Source organism: Thermophilibacter provencensis (assembly GCF_030372065.1).
Classification (GTDB): Bacteria; Actinomycetota; Coriobacteriia; order Coriobacteriales; family Atopobiaceae; genus Thermophilibacter; species Thermophilibacter provencensis_A.
Map to the genome: position 1 here is coordinate 143,746 of NZ_JAUDEA010000004.1, position 16,668 is coordinate 160,413.

At 67.1% G+C, this 16,668-nt stretch carries 12 protein-coding genes and 1 other RNA gene; 8 read left to right on the top strand and 5 right to left on the bottom strand.

Annotated features, from left to right (window positions below):
- Positions 1 to 186: 186 nt before the first annotated feature.
- Positions 187 to 3,723: a pyruvate:ferredoxin (flavodoxin) oxidoreductase gene (nifJ, locus tag QUW25_RS04215; protein WP_289510971.1), complete on the bottom strand. Its 3,537-nt coding sequence runs from the start codon at positions 3,721 to 3,723 to the stop codon at positions 187 to 189.
- Positions 3,724 to 4,103: 380 nt separating this feature from the next.
- Between nifJ and QUW25_RS04220 the strand changes: the two genes are divergently transcribed.
- Positions 4,104 to 4,853 (top strand): C39 family peptidase, encoded by a 750-nt coding sequence (locus QUW25_RS04220; RefSeq protein WP_289510972.1) that lies wholly within the window; start codon positions 4,104 to 4,106, stop codon positions 4,851 to 4,853.
- 33 nt (positions 4,854 to 4,886) lie between these two features.
- Here the strand turns inward: QUW25_RS04220 and QUW25_RS04225 are convergent, their stop codons facing one another.
- On the bottom strand, positions 4,887 to 5,528 hold the full coding sequence (locus QUW25_RS04225; protein WP_289510973.1) for a hypothetical protein: 642 nt from the start codon (positions 5,526 to 5,528) through the stop codon (positions 4,887 to 4,889).
- A gap of 589 nt (positions 5,529 to 6,117) precedes the next feature.
- On the opposite strand from QUW25_RS04225, the gene QUW25_RS04230 reads away from it, so the two are divergent.
- From QUW25_RS04230 to QUW25_RS04240, 3 genes are read left to right on the top strand one after another with little or no spacing between them, the layout of a single operon-like run.
- The gene (locus QUW25_RS04230; protein WP_289510974.1) at positions 6,118 to 7,314 is read left to right on the top strand and encodes a DUF362 domain-containing protein; all 1,197 of its coding nucleotides are present in this window, start codon (positions 6,118 to 6,120) and stop codon (positions 7,312 to 7,314) included.
- Between the two features lie 19 nt (positions 7,315 to 7,333).
- On the top strand, positions 7,334 to 8,245 hold the full coding sequence (locus QUW25_RS04235; RefSeq protein WP_289510975.1) for a ribokinase: 912 nt from the start codon (positions 7,334 to 7,336) through the stop codon (positions 8,243 to 8,245).
- The gene (locus QUW25_RS04240; RefSeq protein ID WP_289510976.1) at positions 8,242 to 9,270 is read left to right on the top strand and encodes a nucleoside hydrolase; all 1,029 of its coding nucleotides are present in this window, start codon (positions 8,242 to 8,244) and stop codon (positions 9,268 to 9,270) included. The genes QUW25_RS04235 and QUW25_RS04240 overlap by 4 nt, the downstream gene beginning before the upstream one ends.
- A 319-nt stretch (positions 9,271 to 9,589) precedes the next feature.
- Here the strand turns inward: QUW25_RS04240 and QUW25_RS04245 are convergent, their stop codons facing one another.
- Genes QUW25_RS04245 through QUW25_RS04255 form a run of 3 tightly spaced genes read right to left on the bottom strand, consistent with a single transcriptional unit; the run spans position 9,590 to position 11,967 of the window.
- The gene (locus tag QUW25_RS04245; protein WP_289510977.1) at positions 9,590 to 10,453 is read right to left on the bottom strand and encodes an alpha/beta hydrolase; all 864 of its coding nucleotides are present in this window, start codon (positions 10,451 to 10,453) and stop codon (positions 9,590 to 9,592) included.
- A gap of 42 nt (positions 10,454 to 10,495) precedes the next feature.
- Positions 10,496 to 11,353, bottom strand: a complete 858-nt coding sequence (locus QUW25_RS04250; RefSeq protein ID WP_289510978.1) for an alpha/beta hydrolase — start codon at positions 11,351 to 11,353, stop codon at positions 10,496 to 10,498.
- 44 nt (positions 11,354 to 11,397) lie between these two features.
- On the bottom strand, positions 11,398 to 11,967 hold the full coding sequence (locus QUW25_RS04255) for a hypothetical protein (protein WP_289510979.1): 570 nt from the start codon (positions 11,965 to 11,967) through the stop codon (positions 11,398 to 11,400).
- 315 nt (positions 11,968 to 12,282) lie between these two features.
- Between QUW25_RS04255 and ffs the strand changes: the two genes are divergently transcribed.
- The 4 genes from ffs to dnaX form a co-directional block, all read left to right on the top strand.
- Positions 12,283 to 12,378: signal recognition particle sRNA small type (gene ffs, locus QUW25_RS04260), an RNA gene on the top strand.
- Positions 12,379 to 12,610: 232 nt separating this feature from the next.
- Positions 12,611 to 13,090 carry a PH domain-containing protein gene (locus QUW25_RS04265; protein ID WP_289510980.1) on the top strand — a complete coding sequence of 160 codons (480 nt, stop codon included), beginning with the start codon at positions 12,611 to 12,613 and terminating at the stop codon, positions 13,088 to 13,090.
- Positions 13,087 to 14,799 (top strand): PH domain-containing protein, encoded by a 1,713-nt coding sequence (locus QUW25_RS04270; RefSeq protein ID WP_289510981.1) that lies wholly within the window; start codon positions 13,087 to 13,089, stop codon positions 14,797 to 14,799. Before QUW25_RS04265 ends, QUW25_RS04270 begins: the two co-directional genes overlap by 4 nt.
- Positions 14,800 to 14,899: 100 nt before the next feature.
- Positions 14,900 to 16,668, top strand: a 1,769-nt coding sequence (gene dnaX, locus QUW25_RS04275) for a DNA polymerase III subunit gamma/tau (RefSeq protein ID WP_289510982.1), incomplete at its 3' end; no start/stop codon positions are given.

The following is a 16,668-nucleotide window of genomic DNA, read 5'->3' on the forward strand; positions in this document are numbered from 1 at the left end:
CCGATTTTCAGGACACGGATCGCGGCAGGGGTGATGACAAAGGTGACAGGGTAGATTGTCATCATGAAGCCCATGATGACAATCTACCCTGTCACCTTTGTCATCACCCCTGCCGACCGCCACAAAAACGGCCCCCGGCGTGATGCCGGGGGCCGCAGCTTGCGCAATCAGCTCAGCGAGAGGAACTTACGCCTCGGCGTAAAGGTCCTTGAGCTTGAGCAGGTGCGCGTAGCGAGCCATGGCGGCCTCCTCGTTCTGGGCGAAGAGCTCCTTGGCGCGCTCGGGGAAGGAGCGGGTGAGCGAGGTGTAGCGGGCCTCGTTCATGAGGAAGTCCTGGTACCCGCCAGCCGGCTCCTTGGAGTCGAGCGTGAACTTCTTGCCCGTGGGGGCAGCCGGGTTGAAGCGGAAGAGGTTCCAGTAGCCGCACTCCACGGCCTTCTTCATCTCCATCTGGCAGTTCTGCATGCCGCCACCCTTGATGGAGTGCATCTCGCACGGGCTGTAGCCGATGATCAGCGACGGGCCGTCGTAGCTCACGGCCTCGTGGATGGCCTTGAGCGTCTGGTTCATGTTGGCGCCCATGGCAACCTGCGCCACGTAGACGTAGCCGTAGGACATGGCGATCTCGGCGAGGCTCTTCTTCTTGGTCACCTTGCCGGAGGCCGCGAACTGGGCCACCTGGCCGATGTTGGAGGCCTTGGAGGCCTGGCCGCCGGTGTTGGAGTAGACCTCGGTGTCAAAGACGAAGACGTTCACGTTGTTGCCGGAGGCAAGGACGTGATCGAGGCCGCCGAAGCCGATGTCATACGCCCAGCCGTCGCCGCCGAAGATCCAGAAGGCCTTCTTGGTGAGATAGGCCTTGTCGGCGAGGATGGCCTTGGCCGTCTCGCAGTCGCTCTTCTCGAGCTCGGCGATGTAGGCAGCGGCTGCGGTCTTGCTGCCCTCGGTGTCCTTGCGGTTCTCGAGCCAAGTGGTCGCAGCCTCCTTCAGGGCGTCGGAGGCCTTGTCGCACTGGAGGAGCTCCTCGGTCTCGGCAACGATCTTCTCCTGGACGGCGTCGTAGCCAAGGGCGAGACCCAGGCCGTGCTCGGCGTTGTCCTCAAAGAGGGAGTTGTTCCACGCCGGGCCGTGGCCGCACTCGTTGACCGTGAAGGGCGAGGTGGCAGCGGGGTTGCCCCAGATGGAGGAGCAGCCGGTGGCGTTGGAGATGAACATGCGATCACCGCAGACCTGCGTGACGAGGCGCGCGTAGGCGGTCTCGGCGCAGCCGGCGCAGGAGCCGGAGAACTCGAGGTAGGGCTTGGCGAACTGGCTGCCCTTGACGTTGGCGGCCACGAGCTCCTTCTTCTCGGAGACCTTGTTCACCGCGTAGTCCCACACCGGAGCCTGGTCGAGCTCGGACTCCTGCGGCACCATCGTGAGGGCGCCCTTCGGGCAGACCTTGACGCAGTTGGTGCAGCCCATGCAGTCGAGCGGACTGATGGCCATGGTGAAGGTGAGGCCGGAGTTCTTGGGAACCATGACGTCGATGCGACGCATCTCCTCGGGAGCGGCGGCCTGCTCGTCGGCGTTCATGACGATCGGGCGAATCGTGGCGTGCGGGCACACGAAGGAGCACTGGTTGCACTGGATGCACTTGGACTCGTCCCAGTGCGGAACCATGACGGCAACGCCGCGCTTCTCGTACGCGGAGGCGCCGAGCTCCCACTGGCCGTCGGCAACGTCGACGAACTTGGAGACGGGCAGCGAGTCGCCGTCCATGCGGTTGATGGGCTCCATGAGCTCGCGGACCTGCTTGACGATGGCCTCGCGTCCCTCAAGGGTGAGCTCGACCTTCTCGTCCTCGGCGTTGGCCCAGTCGGCGGGCACCTCAAACTTGCGGTAGGCGGTGGCGCCGGCGTCGATGGCCTTCCAGTTGGCCTCGACGATGTTCTGGCCCTTCTTGGCGTAGGACTTCTCGGCGGCGTCCTTCATGTACTGGATGGCGTCCTCGGCGGGAAGGACCTGAGCCAGCGAGAAGAACGCGGACTGCAGCACCGTGTTGGTGCGCTTGCCCATGCCGACCTTCTCGGCGAGGTCGATGGCGTCGATCAGGTAGACGTTGATGTTGTTCTTGGCGATGTAGCGCTTGGCCACGGCCGGCAGGTGGGAGGCGAACTCCTCGTCGGACCACTGGCAGTTCACCAGGAACGTGCCGCCCGGCTTGACGTCGCGGACCATCGGGAAGCCCTTGATGATGTAGGACGGGTTGTGGCAGGCGACGAAGTTGGCCTTGTTGATGTAGTACGGCGAGCGGATCGGGGAGTCACCAAAGCGCAGGTGAGAGATGGTGACTCCGCCGGTCTTCTTGGAGTCGTACTGGAAGTAGGCCTGGACGTACTTGTCGGTGTGGTCGCCGATGATCTTGATGGAGTTCTTGTTGGCGCCAACGGTGCCGTCGCCGCCGAGGCCCCAGAACTTGCACTCGATCGTGGAGGGATCGGCCGTGTTGGGGGCGTCCGGGTCCATGGGGAGGCTGAGGTTGGTGACGTCGTCCACGATGCCGATGGTGAACTCGCGGGCGGGGGCGTCCTTCTCGAGCTCCTTGTAGACGGCGAAGGCTGCCGCGGGCGGCTCGTCCTTGGAGCCGAGGCCGTAGCGGCCGCCAACGACGGTGATCTCGGACTTGCCGGCCTCGTAGAGGGCGGTGATGACGTCCTGGTAGAGGGGCTCGCCGATGGAGCCGGGCTCCTTGGTGCGGTCGAGCACGGCAATCTTCTTGACGGTGGCGGGCAGCGCGGCCACGAAGTCCTCGACGGACCACGGACGGTACAGGCGGACCTTCACGAGGCCGACCTTCTCGCCGTGGGCGTTGAGGTAGTCGATGACCTCCTCGAGGGTGTCGCAGAAGGAGCCCATGCAGACCACAACGCGGTCGGCGTCATCGGCGCCGTAGTAGTCAAAGAGGTGATAGCTCGTGCCGAGCTTCTCGTTGATCTTGTCCATGTAGGACTGGACCACGGCGGGCAGCGCGTCGTAGGCCTTGTTGCAGGCCTCGCGGTGCTGGAAGAAGATGTCGCCGTTCTCGTGGGAGCCGCGGGCGTGCGGGTGCTCCGGGTTGAGGGCGTGGTCGCGGAACGCCTGGACGGCGTCCATGTCCAGCATGTCCTTGAGGTCGTCAAAGTCCCAGACCGCGACCTTCTGGATCTCGTGCGAGGTGCGGAAGCCGTCGAAGAAGTTCAGGAACGGCACCTTGCCCTCGATGGCCGCGAGGTGGGCCACCGGCGCGAGGTCCATGACCTCCTGGACGTTGCCCTCGGCGAGCATGGCAAAGCCGGTCTGGCGGCAGGCCATGACGTCGGAGTGATCGCCAAAGATGTTGAGGGCGTGGGAGGCCACGGTACGGGCGGACACGTGGAACACGGCCGGAAGGCCCTCGCCGGCGATCTTGTACATGTTAGGGATCATGAGGAGCAGGCCCTGCGACGCCGTGTAGGTGGTCGTGAGGGCGCCGGCGCCGAGCGAGCCGTGGACGGTGCCCGCGGCGCCCGCCTCGGACTCCATCTCAACGACCTTGACCGGGGTGCCAAAGACGTTCTTCATGCCCTGAGCGGCCCACTGGTCGACGTGGTCGGCCATGGGGCTGGACGGGGTGATCGGGTAGATGCCCGCCACCTCGGTGAACGCATACGAGACGTACGATGCCGCCTCGTTGCCGTCCATGGACTTAAACTTACGCGCCATATCCTCTCCTTCTTACCCTAGGCTGGGAACCCCCATGGTCCCAGGCTGCTCTCACTCACAAGGCGCATGACTGAGCGTGGGCATGTGCCCACGTATCTCACAGTCTACTACCCCGAAGGGCGTTCTCGGAAACAATATTTGGTTGGTTTCTGGCTATTGCGTCGTTTTTTTCCGTAACCGGTAGCAGCAAAATAAAGCGCAGGTAAAGTGCTCTTCTGCCGGGCGAGAGGGGCCTGTGCGCGGAGCGGGTTTTGCCGTGCGCGGAAGGCGTCCTCGCGGCGCCTTTCGCCCCCCCTGGAGGCCCGCGGACAAAAAGTTCACGGTTTTGCCGGCCATGACCGGTGATGCTACTATCTTCTGAGCAATCTACGGGAGGTCGCGTGGGCGGAAAACTCAACATGGGAGGGGCTCGCGGCGCGCGCGGCGTCGCTCGTGGGCGCCTGGCGCTCCTGGGGGCTGCGGCCGCCGTCATCGTGGCCCTTCTCGTGCTCCTTCTTGCCGTGCTACCGGGAGCCTGCTCCGCTCCCGAGACAGTTGACGAGCAGCCGGGCGAGATTCCCAACGTGCCCGTCACGGTTGAGGGCGCGGGGGAGCCCGAGGGCCCCACGAGCACGCCGGTTGACCTCTGGGCAAAGGGCTCCATGCCCTACCTCTACCAGACCGACCCGCAGTGGGCGGACGTTGAGTACTCGGGCGGCGTCCTCTCCAAGCAGGGGTGCGGCCCCACCGCGCTCGACATGGTCTACATCTACCTCACGGGAGACACGAGCTACGACCCGGCGGGCATGGCCGCGTTTGCCACCGAGAACGGCTACTCCACGGACCTCAACGGCAGCTCGTGGGAGCTCATGACCACGGGCGCGGCCAAGCTGGGCCTCACGGGCACGATGGTCTCTGCCACCGTGGACTCGCTGCGGGCGGAGCTCGAGGCCGGGCGCCCCGTCATCTGCGTGATGAACCCAGGCACGTTTACCGAGGTGGGGCACTACATCGTGCTCGAGCGGCTTGCCGAGGACGGTACCGCGGTGGTGCACGACTCCAACAGCGTGGGGCGCAGCATGCGCACGTGGTCGCTTGACCTCATCTGCTCCGAGGCCGCCGGCGTGTGGAGCTTCACCGTCGCGTCGTAGCCCTCGGCGCGCGAGAAGATCCGGCGGGAGGTGCTATCGCGCGCTGTCGAGCAGCTTGGCGTAGCCCGCGGCGAGCCTTTGGGCGAGGGGGCCGTCCGAGCCGGTTGCCGGGACGATGCCGTGCTCATCTGAGGTGAGGAAAAGCTCCTCAAAGGGCGCGGACCCGGAGATGACCCCCGAGACGAGGTCCTTCTCGGCCGTGACGGGGATGCCGAGCGTGGCGGCGAGGTCCGCGACGAGCGTGGCGGCGCCCGAGGGGGCGTCCTTCTCGGCGGCGTCTCTTACGAGCGCGCCCGCGCGCACGGCCCAGAGCGACTCTGGCGCAACGCCCGTTTTTGCGGCTTCCTCGAGTGCGTTTTGGGCGCGATACGCGAGGTCAGCGGCGGCGGTTGCGGCGAGCGGCTCGTAGGGGCCCACGCTCATGGCCGCCTGGCCCGCCTCGTCTACGACGAGCATGAGGGTGCCGTCCGGGCAGGCCGCCGCGCCCTCGGCGAGCGTCCACTCGATGTGCTGCTTTGCCCAGGCCACGAGCTGCGTGGGCACGGGGCTTCCGTTGACGTGGCGCCGGGAGAGCGCGCGCAGGTGGCGGTTCTCGAGGGGGAGCGCGTGGCCCGCGAGGCGCCAGCGGCACACGAGGACGGGGCGTCCGAGCTCAAAGTTCTTCTCTGTGGGCATGGGTCCTCCTTTGCTGGCGCCACATTGTACCGCGGCGCCGCTGCCGCTGCGGAATTGCGCCGAGTGCGCGCGATTGGGCCGCAGGGCGCTTTGAAATCCGGTCGAGTGCGGCGCGCGCGGTTCTTCTCGGCGTGCACTCGGCGGGTTGTTCAAGCGTCAGGGGGCGCACTCGACATGATTTCTCAGCATCGAGAAGGGCATCGCGGCACTCACGCGTTTTTCTCAGCGCCCCTCAGCCCAAAAGCGCGCACTCGGCAGGATTTCGCAGCGCTACGGTAGGCCGGGGTATATTCCCTGCACTGCTCCCGGCCTACATTGAGGAAACTAGGCCATCTCTCTTGGTATTTTCCAGCGACAAATAATATCCGCCGGGTGTCAAAACGTCTACATTTTGAAACTCGGCCGGAAGGGGCGGAACAACTAGCACCTGAGCAGCATCGCAAAAGCAGCGCGGCGGCTCCGTCTCCCAGGAGAGGCGGGGCCGCCGCGTTTTATGACAGCTAACCCTGACACCACTGTCATGACGCCTGCGGTGCGGGACGCCTCTAGCGTACAATTTCAGGGTGGACTAACCAAGGAGAGGGGCCTCATGGACGCCAGCACCAGCACCGCAAAGGTCTACTACACCAACCTGCGCACGCACGCGCGCGAGAGCCAGCTCGACAAGCTCAAGCGCCTCATCCGCAAGGCGGGCATCGAGCAGATCGACTTTGAGAACAAGTTCGTTGCCATCAAGATTCACTTTGGCGAGCTGGGCAACCTGAGCTTCCTGCGCCCCAACTACGCGCGCGCCGTGGCCGACGTTGTCAAGGAGCTGGGCGGCAAGCCCTTCCTCACGGACTGCAACACGCTCTACGTGGGCAGCCGCAAAAACGCCCTCGAGCACCTCGACTGCGCCTATCAGAACGGCTTCACGCCCTACGCCACCGGCTGTCAGGTGATCATCGCCGACGGCCTCAAGGGCACCGACGAGACGCTCGTGCCCGTGAAGAACGGCGAGTACGTGAAGGAGGCCAAGATCGGCCATGCCCTCATGGACGCCGACGTCGTGATCTCCCTCACGCACTTCAAGGGCCACGAGCAGGCCGGCTTTGGCGGCTGCATGAAGAACCTGGGCATGGGCGGCGGCTCCCGTGCGGGCAAGATGGAGCAGCACTCCGCCGGCAAGCCGAGCGTCCACGCCGAGAAGTGCGTCGGCTGCCACGCGTGCGAGCGCATCTGCGCGCACGGCGCCGTGAACTTTGACCAGGCACGCCAGCGCGAGCTGTCAAGCGGCAAGGTCGTCTCCGTGCCAGTGGCGAGAATCGATCACGATCGCTGCGTGGGCTGCGGCCGCTGCATCGGCGCCTGCAACCAGGACGCCATCACGCCGGACTACGACCAGGCCGTTGACGTGCTCAACTACAAGATTGCCGAGTACGCGCAGGCCGTGGTGCAGGACCGCGCGAGCTTCCACATCTCGCTTGCCATCGACGTGAGCCCCAACTGCGACTGTCACCCCGAGAACGACACGCCCATCGTGCCGGATCTTGGCATGTTCGCGAGCTTTGACCCGGTTGCCATCGACCAGGCCTGCATCGACATGGCGCTCGCCGCGCCGGCGATGCCCAACACCGAGCTCACCGACATGCGCGCCAAGCTGGAGGCCCAGGGTGGCGTCCCCGAGCGCTGCCAGCACGACCACTTCAACCTCACGCACCCGGACACCAACTGGCGATCCATGATCGAGCATGCCGAGAAGATCGGCCTGGGCACGAGTCGCTACGAGCTCATCGAGGTCAAGTAGCCGCTGCGGGGAGGTCGCCATGCCCAAGGTCATCGTCTTCGGCAGCATGAACATGGACCTCTCCATCGACGCGCCGCGCCTGCCGGCCGCCGGAGAGACGCTCTCCGGCTCCGGCTTCATCACGGCCGCCGGAGGAAAGGGCGCCAACCAGGCCGTCGCCGCGGCGCGGCTGGGCGCCGACGTGCGCATGATCGCCGCCGTGGGTGCGGACGTCTTTGGCGAGGAGCTCGCGCACGGGCTCGCAGGGGCGGGCGTGGATACGACGGGCGTGCGGCGCCTGGTGAACGCGACCACAGGCGTCGCGGTGATCCTGCGCACGGCCGGCGAGAACCGTATCGTGCTCCACGCGGGCGCCAACCACGCGCTCGTTGAGGCAGACGTAGTCGCCGACCTGCGGCGTATTGGCGAGAAGGGCGACGTCTTCGTCACGCAGGGCGAGTGCGACCCCGCAACCACCGAGGCCGCACTGCGCGAGGCGCACGAGCTCGGCCTCTACACGGTCTACAACCCCGCGCCGGCCCGTCCCGCACCGGACGACCTCTGGCCCTGCGTCGACCTCGTCTGTCTGAACGAGACCGAGTGTCAGGTCATGTGTGGCGTGCTGCCCGTCGATGACGTCACGTGCCTCGCTGCGGCGGGCCGCCTGCGAGAGCTGGGTGCTGGCTGCGTCGTGATCACGCTCGGCGCCGCGGGCTCCTTTGGGCTGGGCGCCGACGCCGCGCCCTCCCGCGTGCCCGCCGCGCCCGCGACCGTCGTGGACACCACGGCTGCGGGCGACACCTTCATCGGGGCTCTTGTCGCGGGCGCCGTGCGCGGCATGACGCTTGAGGAGTCCATGCGCTGGGGCGCCGCCGCGGCCGCGATTGCCGTGAGCCGCCTCGGCGCCCAGCCGTCCATACCCACCGCAGAGGAAGTGGAGGCGGCGCGATGAGCGGAACTTCTCGTCGGCCCCTGGTACTGGATTTGGACACCGGCATCGACGATGCCCTGGCGCTCGCGTATGCGCTCGGAAGTCCCGAAGTCGAGCTTGTGGCGGTGATCTGCAGCTACGGCAACGTGGCAGTGGATACGGCGGTGAGAAACACCCATGCCCTGCTCGAGCTGCTGGGGTATCCAGACATCCCGGTATACCGCGGGGCGGACCGGGCGCTCTCTGCGAGCGCGGCGTTTGAGCCACCGGAGGGCGTGGCGCGCATCCACGGGGCGAACGGCCTCGGCGGGCAGCATCTTGGGTGTATGTGCCGTCGCGCGCCCGGTGACGGCGTGGATTTTCTCGTTGGTAAAAGCCGACCCTTACACGAAGGGAAATATCGTGCTCATTTGCCGGCGGGAACGCCCTTGGTGTATGGCTCGTCTTTCTACTACGTCCCCACGGGACCGCTCACCAACCTCGCGAGCGCGCTGGTGCGCGCTCCGGAGCTCGCACGCACCCTCTCGCGCGTCACGTTCATGGGCGGCGCCCTCACGGTTCCGGGCAACGTGACCCCGTGCGCCGAGGCCAACGTTCACAATGATCCCGAGGCGGCGGACGTGGTGCTGCGGCTGGGGCTTCCCACGCGCATGATCGGCCTCGACGTGACGCATCAGGTGGTGCTCACGCGCGAGGACACCGCCCGATGGCGCGCGCTCGGCACGTCTGCGGGCGTGCTCTTTGCCGATATGACGGACCACTACATAGACATCTACGAGCAGAACAACCCGCATATGGGAGGCTGTGCCCTGCACGACCCCCTGGCGGTTGCGGCGGCAATCGACCCGTCGCTGGTGGGGTGCCTGGGGGCCAACCTCTGCGTGGACCTCGAGGGCCCAACGCGCGGCCGGACGGTCTGCGACCCCGAGCGCCTCTGCGATGCTCAGAAGACCTGCGAGGTCGCGGTCACGGTTGACGCGCCGCGCTTCCTCGCCGAGTTCCGCAAGCGCGTGGGTCGCGTCCTGGGAGCGCCCCGAGCAAGATAAAAGCTTGATACACGGTTTGGCGTGCTTTTGCGCTGAGGCGTGCCCTTGCGCGCGGCGAGGTGGCCTTCCGTCGCGCTGAGGGGCGGTTTTGGGCAACATCTTTGATGTTGCCGGCGGGAGCCTCATGCCCAGGATGGCCTTGCGCCGTGCGCGTTCTTCTCGCCAGTTATTGATATAAAACAACAGTTAGCGCTTAAGGCGAGAAGAACGTGCGATGCTCGATGCGCATAAAATCTTTTGCCCAAAACCCGGCAAGGCGGACAAGGGTGCGAGAAGGTCCAGGCCAGCGAGAAGGCAGGACAAGCAGGCCCGCCGCCCGCTACTGCTTCTCGGGCGGGCGCAGCGTGGTGAGCGCCGTGTAGTCCACCTCGGCCGTGGAGGGCTTCATCGGGCCGGGCGCGTACCAATCCAGCGCGCAGTCGATCCACGCGTTCCAGAACGGCCACTCGTGTGCGCCGATGTCCGGCTCCCAGTAGGTGACGTCAAAGTTGGCGTCGCGCAGGAGCTTCACGAGGTCGCGGTTGTTCTCGCAGAGGTTGTCGTGCAGGCCGCACGCGGAGTAGAAGCGCGGCTTGGGCAGCTCCGGGTCCTGCTTGAACTTGTCGATGAGCGCCACATAGTCCTTGTCGGAGCCAATGACGGTGTCGATGTCGCCGAAGAAGCGCTCGTAGTACTTGCGCTTGCGCGGCGAGCGGCTCTCCACGGCCTCGAGCACGCGGTCGCGCATGAAGGCGCCGGAGAGGATGATGATCGAGCCAAAGCGGTCCGGCCGCAGCAGGCCGTTGATCAGCGCCGTGTACGCGCCGATGGAGATGCCGGCGAGCGCCGTGTCCTCGCGCTTTGCGGACAGCGGGAAGAGGCGCCGCGTGAAGTCCACCAGCTCCTCGCTTATGAACTTGCCGTGCCACTCGTTTATCTCGGGCTTGTTGAGGTAGAGGCCGTCCTCGCCGGAGGGCATGATGAGGGCGATGTCGCGCGCCTCGGCCGTCTCCACCACGTGGGTGCGGTCGATCCAGTCAACGTCCTGCCCAAAGAGGCCGTGCAGCAGGTAGACCGTGCGGTACGGCCCACGTCGCTTCTTGGCGAGCTTGTCGCCCTCCATCTTGTCGGCGGGAATCACCGCGGTGAGAACCACGTTGCGCTTGAGGTAGTGGGAGTAGAAGTCGACCCTGAGCAGTGCCATTCTCGCGTCCCTCCCCGTGAGTCCGGACCGTTTGCGTGCGCGCTAGATGAGCCAGTCGAGGGCCTCCGGCAGGGCTGCGTTCCAGAAGTCCCAGTCGTGGCCACCGCGCATCTCATGATAGGTGACGTCGAGTCCCGTGTCGCGCATGCGCTGGGCCAACACGCGGTTGGGCTCGGCAAGCGGGTCCTCGGAGCCACAGCTCATGAAGATGCGCGGGCGTGGGCGGTCGCAGTAGACGAGGTCGGCGGCCAGGCGCGCGGGGTCCTTGTCGGAGTCGCGCACGTGGTTGAGGTCGCCAAAGGTGTGCTCGAGGAACGGGCGCGAGAGGAAGAAGAGACCGTCGGACGAGATGATCTGGTCAAAGCTGTCGATGATCATGGCCGAGGACAGCCCCACGATGGCGCCGAAGGTCTCACAGTACTTGAGGCCGTTGCGCAGCGCGCCGTACGCGCCCATCGAGATGCCGCCGATGAAGGTGTCCTCGCGACGGTGCGAGAGCGGAAACATCGCGCGCGCCACCTCAACGAGCTCCTGGCCCACAAAGCGCCCGTAGTAGTTGTGGACCTCGGGCTGGTCCAGGTAGAAGGCGTTGTAGCCAGAGGGCATGACCACGGCCACGCCGCGGGTCTCCGCCCAGTGACGGATGCGGGTCTCGGAGATCCAGTCCGCGTGGTTGCCGGAGATGCCGTGCAGCAGGAAGAGCGTCTTGAACGGCGCCTTGCGGGCGGGGTAGGGGTGGGCCTCCCAGGTCTTGAGGTCCTTCTCGAGGGTGCCGCCCTCGCGGCGCATCGCGGAGTCCGTGGCGTAGGCGTCGCCCTGGTCGTCAAAGGGGAGAATGACCTCGAGCGTGGTGGTGCGCATGAGCGCGGAGGAGAAGTAGTCAACGCTGATAAGGGCCATGGGGACCTCCTTGGGTCTGGGTTAGGGGACGGGTTGGTGGCGGGCTACTTCTTGAGATGGCCCTTGAGGATGCGGGACGCCTCGCGGAAGCGACCCTCGGAGAGGGCCGTGCGCGGGATGTAGACGTAGCGCTTGTTGCCAAAGCAGGCGAGGATGGAGTCCGAGGTCTCGCCAACGCGGCGCAGCTCGGAGAGGTTGTAGCTCTCGGTGCTGCCGTTCTCGCGCTCAACGTGCACGGCGTCGTCGCAGACCACCACGCGCTGGCGCGGAGCCTCGTCGTCCGGAAGCAGGTTGGTGCCGCGCGCGTAGCGCATCTTGAGCTTGCCGATGTTGCGCGAGGCTTGGAGCAGCGAGAACGAGATGACAAACAGCACGACAAGAAGGACGAGCTGGTCCTTCTCGATGAGCGCGACCAGGACGATGGCAAGCAGCGAGGCAAACGAGGCCACCATCGTCACGTCCGCGAGGCGCGGGGCGAGCAGCTCCGCGGCGCGCGCGAGGCAGAGCTCGTTGTAGTCAAACACTGCGGAGATGCGCTCGCCGTCGTACTTCTCGCCTGCAAAGTTGGCGTCCGCACCGGCGTTCTTGCGGCGCGTGGAGTTCTTCTTGGACATCGACCCCCCTCGAGTTGCTTACCCGTCAAATCCTAGCGTATGTGGAGGACTTGTCTCTCAGTTATGTTCGGCCGGTGAAGAATACCGCTCACCGGAGCGCTGTGGCTAGGGCGCGCCGGATGGGGAATGATACTCACTGCGCAGGGAGCGGGCGCACGACGAGATTGCTTCGCATGGGCCCGCACTGTAGAGCACAATTGCTCGGCAGCTGCCGAAGTGGGGGCCCGGGACGCTTGGCGTCGGCGGGCCCTCGTCCATTTTGGGCCGCGGTGCGGTGGCGCTCCCGCGGTTCTGCTACACTCTTTGCGAGCGCGTTCGATGGGCTCGGGTGACGCAACACCTCGAACCTGGTCAGGGCCGGGAGGCAGCAGCCATAAGGGGCCTCTGGCGGGCACCCGATCCCATCGAGCGCGCTTCTTTCATGCCTCGATTCGGCGCGTACTTGAGTGGCCCCAAAAATAACGGGCACAGGTCCGCCAAAATGGCCGGGGAGCGAAGCAAAAGCCCAGTTGGCATCTTTTTCCCAGTGGATCTGTGCCCGTTATTTTTGGGATCGGAGAGTGCAAGGCGGCAGCAGCCCCTCTCAGAGGCGCCGGTCGGCGCGCGTGCGATAATGATTCCGCCCCGCGACAGAAGGAGTTTCATGGGTAATCTGCCCTCGCACCGCCTTGACCCGCGCATGCTGCGCGTGTGGTACGTCTCGGACGCCATTGGCATCGTTGTGGTGGCCGTTCTGGCCGTTGTTGCCTGGCTCGTCGTGCGTCACCTGGGCGGCGACGTCTTCTGGGTCTATCTGGTGGCTGGCATCATCGAGCTGGTCTGCGTGGGCGACCTCCTCATCTCCCCGCGCGTTGAGATGGCAACGTGGCGCTACGACGTCACGCCCACCGACGTGGACCTCTACCGCGGCGTCTTTACCAAGAAGCGCGTGCTCGTGCCCCTCGTGCGCGTCCAGCACGTTCAGACCAAGCAGGGCCCCATCCTGCGTGCGAACGGCCTGGCCACCGTGACCATCTCCACCGCCGGAGAGAGCTTCGAGATACCCGGCCTCGCGGAGGACGACGCCAACGAGCTGCGCGACCGCGTGGCCGAGCTCGCGCGCTTCGCCAAGGAGGACGTGTGAGCGCCGGCGAGAAGGACGGCCGCCCGCCCGCGCCCGGCGCCCCAAGCGACGAGCCCATCAGCCTGGAGAAGGACCTCGAGCGCCTGACCGTCCCGGAGCGCTCGCTCTTTGAGGAGGCGGGTGCCACTCCCGAGGCGCTTCTCGGCACGCGTCGCGCCAACCCGCTCTCGGTGGTCGTTGAGGCGCTCAAGATGACGTCCGGCCTGGTGGCGATCGTGGCGTTTGGCCTGGCCGGCGACTTCTTTGCCGGGGACCTGGGGACGATCACCAAGCTGGTCCTTGCCGCCGCGGCCATCTTTGCGGCGTGCCTGCTCCTGAGCTTTGCCGTCTGGCGCGCCAGGACCTGGGAGCTCACGGCGGAGGGCGTCCGCCTGTGCTGGGGCCTGGGCTGGGGGCCGTTCAGCCGCCGCAGCCTCACGATTCCCTATGAGCACATCCACACGGTCTCGATGAACTCGTCGCTGCTCGACCGCGTGTTTGGCCTCCTGACGCTCGACCTGGACACGGGCGCGGCCGCCTCCGAGGGCGACGCGTCCAAGATCTCTGGCCTCCGTGCGGGTGAGGCTGACGTTCTTCGCGCGGAGCTCTTCCGCCGCAAGCGCGCCGCCTCCGGTCAGACAGGGGTGGGCGAGAAGGACGTCCCGCTGGACGACGCGCCGGCCGAGGGGCGCCCGCTTGCCACCTTCTCGCTCGCGGGCCGCGAGCTCGCGCTCGCCGCGGCATCCCAGATGAGCGCCGGCAGCCAGGCCCTCGCGCTCGTGGTCCTTCTCGTCAATGGGGCCAACCAGCTCATAGAGTGGGGGCTGCTGGACGTGGTCGGCAGGGGCGACGAGCTCATGGCCGGCATCTCACCGGTTGTCGTGCCCGCGGTGCTGGCGTTTCTCGCCGTTGCGCTGCTCCTGGGCGCGGCGGTCTCGTTTGTGGTCAACCTCGTGCGTTACGCTGGCTATCGCGTCGAGCGCTTCGAGGACCGCGTTGTGGTGGAGCACGGCCTGCTCTCACGCTCGTCGCGCGCGCTTGCCGCGGGACGCGTGCAGTACGTGGCGGTGCGGCAGGGCATCATTCGCCAGCTCATCGGGTATGCGGAGGTCACGGCACAGGTGGTTGCCACGCCCGGCGAGAAGGACGGCGAGCCCTCGGGCAGCGTGCTCCTTCACCCGTTCATCCGCGTGGGCGAGGTCGACGCCTTCCTCGCGGAGGTTCTGCCGGACTGCGCGGGCGTCCTTGGCAGCGTTGAGCTGGGGCGCCTGGGGCCCGTCGCGCGCCGTCGCGCCGTGGTGCGCGCGGTGATCTGGTGGCCGTTCGCGACGGCGATCTTCTTTGGCGTGCACTGGCTCTTTGGGTTTTCTGGCCTGCTCGAGAGCGCGGCGTGGCTGCTGGAGCCGTTGCTCGTGGCCGCGGCCGTGCTGAGCGTAGTGCTGCTCGTGGGGTTTGTCGCGGACGCGCTGCGTGCCTGGGGCGCGGCCCGCTACGGCCAAACCGCCCGCGAGCTGGTGCTCGTTACCGGCGGCCTGACGCGCCTCACCGTGATCGCCCCGCGCGCTCGCCTGCAGCGCATGGAGGTGCGCGCCAACCCCTTCCAGCGGCGCGCCGGCGTGGCCACGCTCTCCGTGCGCACCGCGGCGAGCGACGCCGACGGCCTCGACCTGCGCGACCTCCCCGCAGACGCCGCCGATGAGCTCCTCTCCTGGTATCGCCCCCGCGCGTGATTCAATAGGGGACAGACCCCTTTTGAATCATGAGGGGCGCCGCCCCGCGTCCGGCAGGGCGGGTATACTAGGACCTCGGGACGAAACCGCCGGAGGTCGCATGGAATCGCTGTACACCAAGTATCGCCCGCAGACGTTCGAGCAGGTCGTGGGCCAGGCCCACGTGGTCGAGACCCTCAAGCGCGCCGTGCTCGAGGGGCGCACCAGCCATGCGTACCTGTTCTGTGGTCCGCGCGGCACGGGCAAGACCACCATGGCGCGCATCCTGGCAAAGGCGCTCATGTGCGAGAAGGCCCCCGCCGCCCTGCCCGACGGCACCTGCGAGCAGTGCCAGCTCATCGCCGCGGGCGAGCACCCGGACGTGATCGAGCTTGACGCGGCGTCGCGCACCGGCGTGGACAACGTCCGCGAGGAGATCATCTCGCGCGTGAGCTATGCGCCCACGATGGGCCGCTACAAGGTCTACATCATCGACGAGGTCCACATGCTCACCACGCAGGCGTTCAACGCCCTGCTCAAGACGCTCGAGGAGCCCCCCGAGCACGTGGTCTTCATCATGTGCACCACGGACCCGCAGAAGATCCTGGCCACCATCCTCAGCCGCGTGCAGCGCTTTGACTTCCACGCCATCGGCAACGACGAGATGCAGGCCCACCTGGCCTACGTGTGCAAGCAGGAGGGCTTCACCTACGACGAGACCGCCCTCGAGCTCATCGTCCGCCACGCGCGCGGCGGCATGCGCGACGCCCTCACCACCCTGGAGCAGCTCTCGGTCTTTGGCGCCGGAAGCATCGACATGGCGGCGGCCACGGACTTTCTCGGTGAGGTCTCGGGCGCGGTGCTGGGCAAGTTCTCCCGCGCGCTGGCGCACCGCGACGTCTCCGCGCTCTTTGCCGAGGTCGCCGAGCTGGCGGACGCCGGCCGTGACCTGCTGCAGTTCACGCGCGAGCTGGCCGCCCACGTGCGCGACGTCTACGTCGTGGCGGCGGTCCCCAGCGCCGATGACGTGGTGGCCGCGCGCGGGGAGGAGCTCGAGGCGCTCCGCACGGAGGCGGCCGCCTTTGGCTCCACCGACCGCCTCGCCCACGTGCTCACCGTCCTGGGCGACGCCTCGAGCGAGATGCGCACCGCCACCAACCAGCGCCTCGTTCTGGAGATTGCCCTCACGCGCATAGCGCGCCCCGCCACGGACCTCACGCTCGAGTCCCTCGCCGCGCGCGTGGCGGACCTCGAGCGCCAGGTGGCCGTTCTCGCCACCCCCGGCGCGCTCGCGAGCGCCGCCCCAACAGCCGAGAAGAGCCTCGAGCAGCCGGCCCCCACGGCCCCGGTTGCTCCCCAGCCCCAACCGAATGTGGCAGCCGCGCCGACTCCCGCGCCCGCCGAGAAGAGCAGCGAGCCCGCCGCCGCTACAGCGCCCGAGCCGGCGCCGACCGCCCCAGCCGAGAAGGCGCCACAGCCGAGTGCCCCCGCCGCCCCGAGCCCCGGCGCGCCCCGCGCTGCGACTCGCGAAGCGAGCGAGGCGTCAGCCGAGCGCGGAGCAGGCGCGGGACGCGCCGGGGCTCGGGGCGGCGGGGGCGGCCTCAGCAACGGCAACCTCCAGCGCACCTGGAAGCAGGTCGTCGACCAGCTCGTGGCGCAGATGCCCGCCAAGGGCTCGCTGCTCCTCTCGTCGACCGCGGTGTCCGACGATGGCGAGAAGCTCATGATCTCGCTGCCCAAGGGATCGCGCTTTGCGGCAAAGATGCTCGAGCGCTCGGACGTTCGTGCGAGCGTTGACCCCGTGGTCACGATGGCGTTTGGCCCGCGCACGGTGGTCTACGTTGAGTCGAGCCTCGCCAACCAGGCCATCTCCCGCGCCGACCAGGCGAG

Bases quoted from the DNA above. Each gene is read 5' to 3' on its own strand.
- nifJ (WP_289510971.1), bottom strand. From the start codon at position 3,723: ATGGCGCGTAAGTTTAAGTCCATGGACGGCAACGAGGCGGCATCGTAC.
- QUW25_RS04255 (WP_289510979.1), bottom strand. From the start codon at position 11,967: ATGTCCAAGAAGAACTCCACGCGCCGCAAGAACGCCGGTGCGGACGCC.
- QUW25_RS04250 (WP_289510978.1), bottom strand. From the start codon at position 11,353: ATGGCCCTTATCAGCGTTGACTACTTCTCCTCCGCGCTCATGCGCACC.
- QUW25_RS04265 (WP_289510980.1), top strand. From the start codon at position 12,611: ATGGGTAATCTGCCCTCGCACCGCCTTGACCCGCGCATGCTGCGCGTG.
- QUW25_RS04230 (WP_289510974.1), top strand. From the start codon at position 6,118: ATGGACGCCAGCACCAGCACCGCAAAGGTCTACTACACCAACCTGCGC.
- QUW25_RS04225 (WP_289510973.1), bottom strand. From the start codon at position 5,528: ATGCCCACAGAGAAGAACTTTGAGCTCGGACGCCCCGTCCTCGTGTGC.
- QUW25_RS04245 (WP_289510977.1), bottom strand. From the start codon at position 10,453: ATGGCACTGCTCAGGGTCGACTTCTACTCCCACTACCTCAAGCGCAAC.
- QUW25_RS04240 (WP_289510976.1), top strand. From the start codon at position 8,242: ATGAGCGGAACTTCTCGTCGGCCCCTGGTACTGGATTTGGACACCGGC.
- QUW25_RS04235 (WP_289510975.1), top strand. From the start codon at position 7,334: ATGCCCAAGGTCATCGTCTTCGGCAGCATGAACATGGACCTCTCCATC.